A 13,011-nucleotide genomic window follows, 5' to 3' on the forward strand; every position below is an offset into this window, starting at 1 on the left:
CTCTCCCATCGATCTATTTCAGTTGTGCAACCGCTGTCAAACACGCGAGCACCAATTTCGGTCGTCGTCGAAGGGTTGTCAAGGCTGCGAGTGCAAATTATAATAGACAACACTTCTACAGCAAGAGGCATGCTTTGGCGGACGAATCAAGCGGGCGCCCGCTTTTTCCGATCGGCGCCGTGGTGGAGAAAACGGGCCTTTCGGCGCACGTTCTGCGAGCATGGGAGCGTCGCTATGGCGCTGTGGTTCCGAAGCGGCGGGACGACGGAATTCGCGTCTACGACGATGCGGACGTCGTCAAGCTGCGGCTGCTGAAGAGGGTTACCGAATCAGGCCATGGCATTGGCGGCGTTGCCAACCTTTCCACAGAGACGCTGCTGGAGCTGGTGCGCGACGAGCCCGAAACGCGGGCGAGATCCGACAAAGGTGCAGCAAAGCGCCAGATGGCCGAGTGTTTGAAGGCTGTCGAGTTGATGGACAGCGGTCGGGTTCACGGGTTGCTCATGCGGTCTCTGGTAATCATGGGGAGCGAGCGCTTCGTCGAGGCTCTGGTCGTCCCACTGCTTCACCGCGTGGGAGAACTCTGGGACGATGGAAGCATTTTTCCTGCGCACGAGCACCTTGTCTCTGCTGCACTGCAGAGGGTGCTGGGCTGGGTGATGGATCAGCTTGAAGTCGACGATGGCAGTCCAACGATCGTGACATCGACGCCGACCGGACAGCGACATGAAATGGGCGCGCTCCTGAGTGGGGTGGTGGCGGCAGAAGAGGGATGGAGGGTGGAGTACCTGGGTGCCGACCTTCCCGCGGAAGACATTGCCAGGGCAGTCACAAGGGCATCGGCAACCGTCGTGGCGCTGAGCGTGATTCATTCAACGGATGCCGATTCGCTGTTTTCCGAGCTTTCAGGTCTTCGCGAGCAACTTCCAGGCAACGTCACGATACTCCTCGGTGGGAAGGCGATATCGGGGCAGGCCGAAAAGCTTGCGCGAATGGGGGTGACGTGGCTCCCCGACCTGGGCGCGCTGCGCGATCAGCTTCGGCGGCTGCGCCTGGAGCACGCGGCCGGTGTAGCGTAGTGTCCGCGCATGCGGTGGTGATCGGAAGCGGATTTGGAGGCTTGGCGGCGGCAGTACGTCTTCGTGTGATGGGCTACCGGGTAACCGTGCTCGAGGCTCTCGACCAACCTGGAGGACGGGCACGTGTATTCCGGCGTGATGGCTTTACCTTCGACGCCGGTCCAACGGTAATCACTGCCCCGTACCTGCTCGAGGAACTATTCGTACTGGCCGGCCGCAGCCTGAGCGATTACGCCACCCTCGTTCCAGTCGACCCTTTTTACCGCGTGCTGTTTCGTGATGGGAGCCGGTTCGATTACGTGGGGGACGAGGAGAGGTTGATTCAGAATATCGCCGCGATCAGCCCCGGTGATGTCGACGGCTATCGTAAGCTGGCGGCCCACGCAGAGCGCATTTTCGATGTCGGATATACACAGCTCGCGGACCAGCCTTTTCACCGGGCCGTCGATATGATGCGCGTCATCCCGGCAATGATGCGACTGGAGAGTTACCGCAGTGTGTATGGGCTGGTGTCGAGGTACATAAAAGACGACCGGCTGCGGAGAGTATTTAGCTTTGAGCCGCTGCTCGTAGGCGGTAATCCATTCACTACAACGTCCATTTATCTCCTGATTCACTGGCTGGAGCGGAAATGGGGCGTGCATTTCGCGATGGGTGGCACGACGTCGCTGGTTACCGCACTCGTGCAACTTCTCACGGAGCTGGATGTCGAAGTGCGGCTCGATACGGCAGTGACGGCGATCGAGGTGGCGAACGGCACCGCTCGCGCCGTTCAGACTCAGAGCGGAGAGTGGATTCCGTGCGACATCGTGGTCAGCAACGCCGATCCCACTCACGTATACTCTCACCTGATTTCGCCACAACACCTCAAAAAAAACGCGCCTCGATCCGTGGCGCGCGTCAGACAATCAATGAGTTTGTTCGTCGCCTACTTCGGCGCCACACGGCAGTACCCGGATATCGCGCACCATACGATCGTACTCGGCAACCGGTACAAGGACTTACTCGACGACGTCTTCAGGCGGCGCATTCTGGCAGCCGATTTTTCGTTGTATCTTCACGCGCCCACACGCACCGATCCCTCGCTTGCGCCGCCGGGCCACGAGGGGTTTTACGTCCTGTCGCCGGTGCCAAACAACAAAAGCGGTATCGACTGGAGCAAAGAGGCCAATCGATATTTCGCGCGCATCGTCGATGAGCTTGAAGCGCGTGTTCTCCCAGGCATTTCAGATTCGCTGGTGTCCACTTCGTTTATGACGCCTCACGATTTCGAACACACTCTTCGCTCCGCCGACGGTTCTGCTTTCGGTCCAGAGCCGATTCTCACGCAGTCGGCGTACTTTCGCTACCACAATCGCTCAGGCGACGTAGAGGGGCTTTACTTTGTTGGCGCGGGGACACATCCGGGCGGAGGAGTGCCCGGGGTGCTTTCGTCAGCCCGGGTTTTGGAGCGGATTGTACCACGGCCCGCGAGCGCCGAGCCGCTCCCTCCGCGCGGCGCATCATCGCGTCCGGGTGCAATCATCGCAATCACCGGCAACTGATGGCAGGTGCGTGACGTACCTGCAGTTTCATTTCTACTTCATCGTTCCACCGTTGATACTGCTCGCGGCGGGGCGACCGTGGCGCAAAGTCGACGGCCGGGCGCTGCGATTCCTGTTGCTGCTCGCGCTGATCGCCTTTCTGTACGCAACGCCGTGGGACAACTATCTGGTGTGGCGTGGTGCATGGGCCTACGATCCGGATCGTGTTGCCGGCGTGGTTGGTTATGTGCCGATGGAGGAATACCTTTTTTTCATTCTGCAGCCGCTGTTGACGGGTTGCTGGCTTTATCATTTGATGGGAAGGGAAGGGCGGGCTCACGTAAAACAGGCTGTGCCGGGTTTCGGAAATCGCGTCCGGATTGCCGGCGCTCTCTCCTATGCCACCGCCGCCGTCGCTGGCGCATTTTGTCTCACGCGTCCAGAAGGCACCTACCTCGGTCTCATTCTCGTCTGGGCCGCTCCCATCCTTGCCGCGCAATGGGCATACGCCGGACATCGGATATTCACGTATCGACGAACCGCCTTACTCGGCGTGGCCATTCCGACTTTATACCTGTCCGTAGCGGATGCGATCGCGATCCGTGCTGGAATCTGGCGCATCTCGGATGCTCACAGCTTCGGACTTGAACTGTTCGGCCTGCCAATTGAGGAAGCGGTTTTTTTTCTCGTCACCAACATCCTTGTAGTCCAGGGCCTGATCCTGTTCATCGCTCCGCCAGCGCGAGTACGCGGCCGCGTCGATGCCTGACTACGACGTAATAGTCGTGGGTGCCGGTCACAATGCGCTCGTCACTGCCTGCTACGTCGCGCAAGCCGGTTACAGTGTCGCTGTGTTCGAACGGAGGGATCAGGTGGGCGGCGCTGTATCGACAAAAGAAGTCATCCCCGGTTATCAGTTCGATCTTGGCGGCAGCGCGCACATCCTTATCCGCCTCACGCCGATTGTCGAGGAGCTCGGCCTCGAACGCTTCGGGCTTCAATACCTCGAACTGGACCCGCTGTTCTTCGCTCCGTTTCTTGATGGAGACTCAATGTTCATCTACCGTGATGAGGATCGCACGGTTGCGGAGCTCGAAGCGAAATTCCCATCGCAGGGTGAAGCCTACAAACGTTTTATCGATGACTGGCGGCCCTTCGCAGGCCTTGTCAAGGAAGCATTTCTCAGCCCGCCGGGTCCGCTTGAACTGGGGAAGCGATTTGTATTCAACCGCGCTCTTCGCAACGACTGGCAACGCGCACTCGGGACGATCCTGCGCCCGTATGGTGAAGTGGCGGACAGCTACTTCTCCGAAGAAAAAGTAAAGGCGCCGCTGGTGTGGATGGCGGCGCAGTCCGGTCCGCCACCAACCGAGCCGCTCTCGGCGCCGTTCCTGTTGTGGCAGCCACTCTATCATGAAGGGGGTATCGCCCGACCGCGCGGGGGCTCGGGAATGCTGAGCGAAGCACTTCGCAGAAAACTGCAATCCAACGGAGGTGAAGTGCATGTCTCCGCGCATGTGGACGAGATTCTTGTCGAGGGCGGGCGAGCCGTGGGTGTGCGCGTTGCGGGCACCATTTACACGTCGCGTGCGGTGATTTCGGGGACTCACGCGATGGAGACTTTCGGGCGCCTTTTGCCCGAGGCACATCGGCCACCGGGAGCGTTGGGCATGCGCGCCGGAAATGGGTTCGGCGCTGTACTGCGACTCGCACTGAGCGGGCCAGTATCATACACAGCGCATCCGGGCGCCGAGGCGCGCGTTGCGCTCCAGTTGTTATGCGAGAATCGTCTGCAACTGATGACCGCATATGGCGACTATCTGCGCGGCGAGCCCGCAGCTGAACCGCCGATTGTAGCAATGACGTTCTCAGCGGTAGACGATTCTCTCGCCCCGCCCGGAGGCGAAGTGCTGTGGCTGTGGGCTCAATATTTTCCGTACGAGCTCGCGAGCGGAAACTGGGATGAGATCGGCCCTGTCATTGCCGACCGGATTCTGACCGCCTACGAGCGTTATGCCCCGGGAACCCGTGAGCGAGTCGTCGGCTCGCTATTCCAGCATCCGCTCTGGCTGGAGCGTGAGCTGGGGTTGCACCGCGGCAACGTTATGCACCTGGAGATGAGTGTCAGTCAGATGTTCTCGCTGCGTCCGTTTGCCGGTATGTCCGGCTATCGTACTCATCTAGGGGGTCTCTATCTCACCGGCGCAAGCACTCATCCGGGAGGCGGCATCATGGGCGCCTCGGGGCGAAACGCGGCCCGGGTTCTCCTTCGAGACCTGAGCCGGCGAAAGATCTGAGCAGACAACTCCTTATGTCGTAAAATTATCTGCGGTCTCTCACAATATTCCAACGGAGAAGGTTACGATGGCGACGGGAATACGGAAAACGGGTGAATTCTGCTGGATCAACATGCTCACGCCGCAGCCGCCGCAGGCACGAGAGTTTTTCAGCAAGCTCCTTGGCTGGACCTACACCGACGTTCCGGGCATGGACTCCGGCAACATCATCCAGATGAATGGGCATAATATCGGAGGGTTGTGGGACCTCGAAAGCCCCATGACGCCGCCGGGAACGCCGCCCGCAATCGGTGTCATGGTGAAGATCGACAGCGCCGACGACATGGTTAAAAAAGTGACGGCGCTCGGCGGAACCGCGAATCCGCCGATGGACATCATGGAGAACGGGCGAATGGTCGGATGCGTTGATCCGAACGGTGCCGCCATCGATCTGTGGGAGGCGAAGAATCAGCCAGGGATGGACGGAGACAGCACGCAGCACGGCGCTCCAAGCTGGTTCGAGACGCTGACGACGGACGCCGGACGCGCGCGGGAGTTCTACAGTGAGCTCTTTGGCTGGACGTCCGAGGACCAGCAGATGCCGGGTTTCAAGTACACGACCTTCAGCCTCGGTAGCGAACCGGTGGCAGGCATGTTTCCGCTGACGCGCGAAATGGGGGAAATGCCCCCGCACTGGGCGACTTATTTCACGGTTGACGATCCCGACAAGACTGCGGAGAGGGTAACTGAGCTGGGGGGGAGTGTCTTCATGCCATTGATGGATATCGATGGCGTGGGACGCATGGCCGGCGTAAGCTCACCGCAAGGGATCATGTTTTATGTCATCAAATATTTTCCAATGACGTAGAACGAAAGCGCGCCTCGCAATCGGAAGGCGGCGTGTGACGGGCAGCTGATACCGAATACACCAACGCTGCGCAAACCAGTGGCTTGCGCAGCGTTGCGGTGAATAGAATGGCCCCCAGCGTCACACCATCGGCGGATCGCTCTCGCGCTCGGGATGGCGATGTCTGGTGAGCGCGGCGATGAACTTGTCGGCGGTGCTGCCGGTGGCGCCGGGGACGATGAGCAGACCTGGGTCGGCCTTTGCGCCATCTTTAGCGCCGGCAATGCCGGCTTTTTCGAGCAATGTGCGCGACGCCCCGAGCGCGAGAATCGTCTTGGCGTGCCGGTACTGGTTGGTCACGAACTCCATCGTGTGACCGTCCGAAGCGAGCGCCCGTACCCCAGCCTCTCCGTCGGGAAGGATGAGACCGTCGAACAGTACAGCTGGAGAATTTTCCATCGACGCATCGGCCTCGAGAGTGCCACCGCTTGTCGTGGAATAAGTGCCAAGTCGCGGGCCCACAAAACGCGGTACCGCGCCGGCGTTGGTGAGGGAGGAATGCAGCGACTTCAATGAGTCGCCGTCGACGCCATTCGCAATGAGAATGGCAACCTTTCGCGTGCGGATACCAACTTCACCCGGCAGCGCTGTCAGAGACAATGCCGGTGACTCGGTGACCTCTGGCTTCGGCGGGTTCTCGAGTACACGTGGCAATGGATCCGGGAGATCGATGCCAAGTCCTTTCGCGACCTGTGCTGCCAGATCCTCGTCCACGTTTCGCAGCGATGCAACCATCCGCACGCGGATTGCTGGAACCGTGAGCTTGCTCAGCTCGAACCGCAATGCGCCAACAATGTGCTGCTTTTCCCAATCGGTCTGGCTGTTGTAGAAAAGCGTCGCCTGCGCGTAATGCTCGGCGAATTTTTCAGGTTTGCCACGCAGTTTGTCTTCCTGCACCGGCTGCGGGAACGACACGAAGCCTTTGGCGCCTGCCTGAAAAGGACAGCCGCCGCCAAGCGAATTGGGCTCGTAAGAAACGCGTCCGCGCGCGATTGACTGGCGATGCATGCCGTCGCGCTGATTGTTGTGGACGGCCGCAACAGGAGCGTTGATCGGAATCTCGTGGAAGTTCGGCCCGCCAAGTCGCGAGATCTGAGTGTCGACGTAGGAGTGGATTCGTCCGGCGAGCAGGGGATCGTTGGAGAAGTCGATACCGGGCACCACATGCGCCGTGCAGAACGCAACCTGCTCCGTTTCGGCAAAGAAGTTGTCGGGGTTGCGATTCAGAGTCATGCGGCCAACGGGCCTGACCGGCACGAGCTCCTCCGGTATGATTTTGGTCGCATCAAGAATGTCGAAGCTGAATCGTTCAGACTCTTCTTCGGTAAAGATCTGGAGTCCGAGCTCCCATTCCGGGTACTCGCCAGCCTCGATTGCCTCCCAAAGATCGCGGCGGTGAAAATCCGGGTCGGCGCCCATTATTTTTGCGGCTTCGTCCCATACCAGTGAATGCGTTCCCTGCTTCGGCTTCCAGTGGAACTTCACGAAGACCGATTCGCCCGCCTCGTTTACAAAGCGGTAGCTGTGAACTCCGAACCCCTGCATCATGCGGTAGCTGCGGGGAAGACCGCGATCCGACATCGCCCACATGATCATGTGTGTCGACTCTGGCATCAGTGAGATAAAATCCCAGAACGTGTCGTGGGCTGACGCTGCCTGCGGCATGCCGTGGTGAGGTTCAGGCTTCACCGCGTGAATGAGGTCCGGAAACTTCATTGCGTCCTGAATGAAAAAAACAGGGATATTGTTTCCCACGAGATCCCAGTTGCCTTCGTCCGTGTAGAATTTGACGGCAAATCCTCTTACGTCGCGCGCGGTATCGACCGAGCCACGTTCCCCGGCGACAGTGGAGAAGCGCACAAACACCGGTGTCTGCTTGCCCGCTTCTTTGAAAGGAGCCGCGCGCGTGATGTCAGTGAGCGGCTCGTAGCATTCGAACACACCATGCGCGCCAGAGCCGCGAGCGTGAACGATGCGCTCCGGAATTCGCTCGTGGTCGAAGTGGGTGATTTTTTCGCGAAGGATGAAATCCTCGAGCAGCGTTGGCCCGCGAAGCCCTGCCTTGAGCGAATTCTGATTGTCGCCGATGGCGACGCCCTGATTGGTGGTGAGGGCGCGCCCGCTGTTGTCCACCCGCACGCGGTCGAGCGGCCCTGTCATCCGATTGACACCGTCCGGTGAATCGCCAGTTCCAGTCTTGTCCGACGCGTTGGCTTCGCTGACGGTGCTGCTCCCAACAACCGGCGACGGTGCTTCCACGGAGAAGCCAGTGGGCGGTGCGACCGCATTCGCGGCGCCGAATTCGCCGGGCTTGTTGGTGTTGTGCGTAACCTGGGAGACCATCGCTTCGGTATCTGCGGCTTTCACCGATAGCATGTCGTTGGGCGGTGGCGGGGCGGTATTCGACGGACTGCTCGAAGTATTCCGGGAAGGAGTTTTTGCAGCCGACGATCCGGATTTCGAGTTGCTGCTCTTCGGTAATTGGGAAGCCGGCGGGGCCGGCGCTTTCTTTTTAGCCATGGATGGACGGGGGAAAGAGAGGCTGGACTCGCAGCCCGGGACCCTGCCCCGACCGCATTCGCGGAGTGGCAGCGAGTTTGTTTCCCACGCCCCATGCAAAAGCTGCGCTCGGTCGGCGAAAGCTCTCGTAATTCCGACTAGCTCTGCCTGAGTGCCCTCGTCAGCGCCCGGTCGAGTGCGTTGGCGAACGCCTGTTTTTCGCGCGAACCGTAGGGCGCGTGGCCGCCGGTCTCCACGCCGGAACTTCGAAGACCGTCCATGAAATTTCTTACCGAGAGCCGCTCGCCGATGCTCTCCGCGGTGTACTCCTCGCCTCGCGGGTCGATCACGACAACTCTCTTCGGCACCAGCAGCGCAGCCAGCGGGATATCGGCCGTGACCGCGACATCGCCCGCCTCGGCGTGCTCTGCGATGTAGAGGTCGGCCACGTCAGGCCCGCCGTCGACGCGGATTGCCGTGAGGGACGCGTAGCCGGCGGGAAGCTGAACCCGCTGGTTGGCGACCAGCACAGTCTCGAGCCCCAGCCGCTCGGACGCGCGGAAGCAGACCTCCTTTACCTCACGCGGCGCTGCATCCGCATCGATCCACAGCTTCATCGATGCGAATGGGTTAACGTGATGCGACTGGGTAACGAAGGTGATCGACAAACATCGTCGCGACACATGAGGAGCGCCAGGCGTTGCTCGCTGCTTCAGCCGGCGTCGGTTCTGTTCCTCTGACTCCGCCAGATCAGATAGACCGGCAAACCTGCCGCTACAATCCCTGCGCTGAGCAAAGTCGCCGAGGGTCGCTTGATTAGCGCATTCGCCATCATTACTGATACGCCAATCAGGAAGATTGCGGGGATAACTGGATAACCGGCGGTGCGATAAGGCCGGTGAAGCTCTGGACGCCGTCGGCGAAGCACGAACACTGCGGCTACAGTCATCGCAATGAACGGATAGAGCAGGAGAACGAACGCCTCGGCGAGCTGCTCAAATGTCCTTACCGAAGCGTTGAGTACCGTAAGCGCGACGATTACCGCGGTTGCAACATGTGGTGTCTGGTAACGCGGATGAATTGCGGCAACGCTGCGGAAAAACAGCCGATCTTCAGCCATCGCGTAGAACACGCGGGGGCCGGTCATGATCCCGGCGTTGAGTCCGCCAAATGTCGAGAGCATCACGAGGGCCGCGACCAGCGCCGCACCACCTGCGCCGGCCACGCGAGTCATTGCGTCAGCGGCGACGGCCTTCGACGCTGCCATATCCGCGAGAGGAAGAGCATACAGATACGCCAAGTTAATGGAGAGATATGCGATCACGATGACTACCGCGGCCCCACCCAGTGCCCGTGGAAGGGCGCGTTCGGGATCGCGGATTTCCCCCGCAACGAGCGTGGCCGCAATCCATCCGTCATACGCGAAAAGCGCCGCGATGAGCGCGACACCGAAACCGCCGGAGCTCCACGGTGATAACGAGGGTGCCGTCGCGAGCGCACCTGCCTGTGCATCGCCGAGCGCGAAAATCGCCACCGCCAGAACTAGAAGCGCGACGACCTTCGCCAGCGTCGACGCGTTCTGAATGGCGGCGCCCAGCCGTACCGAGCGGTAATTCGCCAATCCGACCAGAATAATCAGCGCTACCGCCACCATTCGCCCCTGTCCGTCTTCCAGTGGCACGAAGGTCCGCAGGTAGGCAACGAAAATCAGCGCAGTTCCTGCCGAGGCTGCCGAGCGGATGAAAAACCAGGACCAGCCGAAGAGGAAAGCAGCGAGTGGGCCGTATGCTTCGCGCAGGTACACGTACAATCCACCCGCGCGCGGGAACATTGCCGCGAGCTCGGCGAGGGTCAGCGCGCCGCAGAGGGTGATTACACCGCCAAGCACCCAGACGAGAATCGCTGCGCCGACGCTCCCCGACTCTGCGGCCACGGTGCTTGGAACGCGGAAGATGCCGCTGCCAATTGTCAGGCCTACCGCCGCTGCCGCCGCGCTCCACACCCCAAGGCTGCGCGGCAACCGGTCCTCGCGGATAACACTTTCCGAAGTGCTGGCGGATCGTAAATCGGCAGTGGGTCGCGAGGTCATCGCAATGTCCTTTCAAGAGTGCGCTGATTTATCATGCATTCGGGGCTGCTGGTCTGCGTGCTGTGCAGCGACAACACAAGCTACGAGATTGTTGCAGCGAAGCGACAATCGAAAATCCGGACGGGGGGGTACGATGCAATACGCACAACTTGGTCGAAGCGGTCTCACCGTTTCGCGCATATGCCTCGGCTGCATGAGCTACGGAAGCTCGAAATGGCGCCCCTGGATACTGGATGAAGCCGAGGCAAGACCGTTTTACCGTAAGGCTCTCGACCTTGGAATAAACTTCTTCGATACCGCGGACATGTACTCCCTGGGAGTAAGCGAAGAAGTAACCGGCAAAGCATTGCGCGAGATGGCGAACACGGAGGAGATCGTGCTTGCCACCAAGGTTCATTTCCCGATGGGGAAAGGGCCAAACCTGGAAGGGCTTTCGCGAAAACACATTGTTCAGGGCTGCGAGGCGAGCCTTCGACGACTGGGCGTTGAGACTATCGACCTGTACCAGATTCATCGGTTCGAAGGAACAGCGCCCATCGAGGAGACCCTCGGCGCGCTGCAGCATCTGGTTCAGCAGGGGAAGGTACGGTACATCGGGGCGAGCTCAGGTTACGCATGGCAGATGGCCAGGGCACTGTCGGTTTCCGAGCGTAACGGTTGGGCTCGTTTCGTATCGATGCAGAATCATTACAACCTCATGTATCGCGAGGAGGAAAGAGAAATGATTCCGCTCTGCATCGAGGACGGAGTGGGTGTGATCCCGTGGTCGCCGCTGGCGCGCGGACGCCTCGCGCGCACCGGGCCGGCTGACGCTGGTGGAACGATGCGGGCCGAGAATGATCAATACGCGGTGGGTCTGTACGATTCGCCGGGCGACTCGGAAGTCATTGAAGCAAACCAGGCCGTGGCCGAAGAGATTGGTGCGCAGCCGGGCGAGGTAGCGCTCGCGTGGCTGTTATCGCGTCCGGGGGTTGTGGCGCCAATCATTGGCGCGACCAGGGTCGAACATCTCGATACGGCGGCGAGAGCCCTGGAGTTGACCCTCAGCAACGAACAGGTCGGCCGGCTCGAGGCCGCGTACCGGCCTCACGCAATCAAGGGGCATTGACCGACGGTGTCCGGGACTCGCGACCATTGATACAGAAAGCCGGGGCGAGCCAATGACGCCGAGGCGAACGACAGATGCGAACAGCCCGATGATACTCCTCACCGGAGCAACCGGTTACGTCGGCGGCCGTCTTCTGCAACGACTGCAGGAGGATGGTCATAAGGTGCGCTGCCTCGCGCGCCGTCCTGAAGTTCTTGGGCAAAAGGCGATCTCTCCGACAGAAGTAGTAGCGGGCGATGTCCTCGACCGGGCGAGTCTCAATTCTGCGATGCGTGGGGTTGGGGTGGCTTACTATCTCATCCACTCCATGGGTTCGAGTGGGTCGTTTGAAGTGGCCGACCGGCAGGCTGCGCTGAACTTTGGCGAAGCAGCGATGAGTGCGGGTGTGAAACGGATTGTTTATCTGGGAGGCCTGGGCAGGGAGGACGAGGTGCTGTCGCCCCATCTCCGCAGTCGCCAGGAGGTAGGAGATATCCTGCGCAAGTCCGGCGTGCCCGTGCTCGAGTTTCGCGCGTCGATCATCATCGGTTCCGGCAGCCTGTCGTTTGAAATGATTCGCTCGCTGGTTGAGCGCCTGCCGATCATGATCACACCGAAATGGGTGAACGTCCCGGCGCAGCCGATCGCTATCGACGATGTGCTGGAATATCTCGTTGCGGCGCTTGAGCTGCCCATCGCGCAATACCGCGTTTACGAGATTGGCGGTGCCGATCAGGTCTCGTATGCGGAAATCATGCGCGTATATGCGCGCCAGCGCGGTAAACGTTTTCGGATGCTGCCGGTTCCGGTTCTTACTCCGTTCCTGTCGAGTCTGTGGCTCGGGCTCGTCACACCTTTGTATGCGCGTATCGGAAGAAAACTGATCGAGAGCATCGTTCACACGACAGTGGTTCGCGATGAGGCGGCGCTCACGACCTTCGCCATACGTCCGGTTGGGGTAAACGATGCCATTCATCGCGCGCTTGCCGGCGAGGAAGCCCAGCATCTGGTGACGCGCTGGTCAGACGCACGGTCATCAGCAGGGGAATCGCGCTCGTGGGATGGAGTACAGTTTGAACCACAGCTCATTGACTCCCGCACGGTGAGCGTGGCCACCACACCGCAAATGGCGTTCAGGCCTATCCAGCGCATTGGAGGCGACACCGGATGGTATGCGTGGAACTGGCTCTGGGACGTGCGCGGGTTGCTCGATCTTGTCGCCGGCGGGGCAGGGATGAGGCGAGGACGTGCTTCTCCCACTACGCTTCGCGTCGGCGATACACTCGATTTCTGGCGCGTTGAATCGATAGTGCCTGACCGGCTCCTGAGGCTCGTGGCGGAAATGAAACTGCCGGGGCGAGCATGGCTCGAATTCGAGGTTACCGGCGAGGGTTCGTCAGCGATCATTCGGCAAACCGCGACTTTCGACCCAGTGGGGAAGGTCGGGATAGCGTACTGGTATGCGCTGTATCCACTGCATCAACTGGTGTTCAAGGGAATGCTTCAGGGTGTCGCACGCGCGGCCCTGGATGAACAGCGCCGGAGCTGATC

10 protein-coding genes are annotated in these 13,011 nt (G+C 60.3%); 7 read left to right on the forward strand and 3 right to left on the reverse strand.

Translation table 11 applies throughout. The features are described from left to right. Positions 1–134 precede the first annotated feature (134 nt). From WKF55_11675 to WKF55_11695, 5 genes are all read left to right on the forward strand, one after another. Entirely contained in the window at positions 135–1,079 is a 945-nt protein-coding gene (locus tag WKF55_11675) for a MerR family transcriptional regulator (protein MEJ7760234.1), read from the forward strand. Continuing rightward, positions 1,079–2,623 carry a phytoene desaturase gene (locus WKF55_11680; protein ID MEJ7760235.1) on the forward strand — a complete coding sequence of 515 codons (1,545 nt, stop codon included), beginning with the start codon at positions 1,079–1,081 and terminating at the stop codon, positions 2,621–2,623. The genes WKF55_11675 and WKF55_11680 overlap by 1 nt, the downstream gene beginning before the upstream one ends. Positions 2,624–2,633: 10 nt before the next feature. Further along, positions 2,634–3,371 carry a lycopene cyclase domain-containing protein gene (locus WKF55_11685; GenBank protein MEJ7760236.1) on the forward strand — a complete coding sequence of 246 codons (738 nt, stop codon included), beginning with the start codon at positions 2,634–2,636 and terminating at the stop codon, positions 3,369–3,371. Further along, positions 3,364–4,899 carry an NAD(P)/FAD-dependent oxidoreductase gene (locus WKF55_11690; GenBank protein ID MEJ7760237.1) on the forward strand — a complete coding sequence of 512 codons (1,536 nt, stop codon included), beginning with the start codon at positions 3,364–3,366 and terminating at the stop codon, positions 4,897–4,899. Before WKF55_11685 ends, WKF55_11690 begins: the two co-directional genes overlap by 8 nt. A 67-nt stretch (positions 4,900–4,966) precedes the next feature. Continuing rightward, on the forward strand, positions 4,967–5,746 hold the full coding sequence (locus WKF55_11695; protein MEJ7760238.1) for a VOC family protein: 780 nt from the start codon (positions 4,967–4,969) through the stop codon (positions 5,744–5,746). 120 nt (positions 5,747–5,866) lie between these two features. Here WKF55_11695 and WKF55_11700 read toward each other — a convergent pair whose 3' ends face one another. The 3 genes from WKF55_11700 to WKF55_11710 all read right to left on the reverse strand — a co-directional run bounded on the left by WKF55_11700 (position 5,867) and on the right by WKF55_11710 (position 10,373). Continuing rightward, complete coding sequence (locus WKF55_11700) at positions 5,867–8,152, reverse strand: catalase (protein MEJ7760239.1); 2,286 nt, start codon at positions 8,150–8,152, stop codon at positions 5,867–5,869. Between the two features lie 290 nt (positions 8,153–8,442). Beyond that, complete coding sequence (locus WKF55_11705; protein ID MEJ7760240.1) at positions 8,443–8,901, reverse strand: YaiI/YqxD family protein; 459 nt, start codon at positions 8,899–8,901, stop codon at positions 8,443–8,445. Positions 8,902–8,996: 95 nt separating this feature from the next. Then, complete coding sequence (locus tag WKF55_11710) at positions 8,997–10,373, reverse strand: amino acid permease (protein MEJ7760241.1); 1,377 nt, start codon at positions 10,371–10,373, stop codon at positions 8,997–8,999. Positions 10,374–10,506: 133 nt separating this feature from the next. Between WKF55_11710 and WKF55_11715 the strand changes: the two genes are divergently transcribed. Together WKF55_11715 and WKF55_11720 are read left to right on the forward strand one after the other, a co-directional pair. Continuing rightward, the gene (locus tag WKF55_11715) at positions 10,507–11,481 is read left to right on the forward strand and encodes an aldo/keto reductase (protein ID MEJ7760242.1); all 975 of its coding nucleotides are present in this window, start codon (positions 10,507–10,509) and stop codon (positions 11,479–11,481) included. 88 nt (positions 11,482–11,569) lie between these two features. After that, complete coding sequence (locus WKF55_11720; GenBank protein ID MEJ7760243.1) at positions 11,570–13,009, forward strand: SDR family oxidoreductase; 1,440 nt, start codon at positions 11,570–11,572, stop codon at positions 13,007–13,009. Positions 13,010–13,011: the final 2 nt, after the last annotated feature.

Source organism: Gemmatimonadaceae bacterium, assembly GCA_037721215.1.
GTDB lineage: Bacteria > Gemmatimonadota > Gemmatimonadetes > Gemmatimonadales > Gemmatimonadaceae > UBA4720.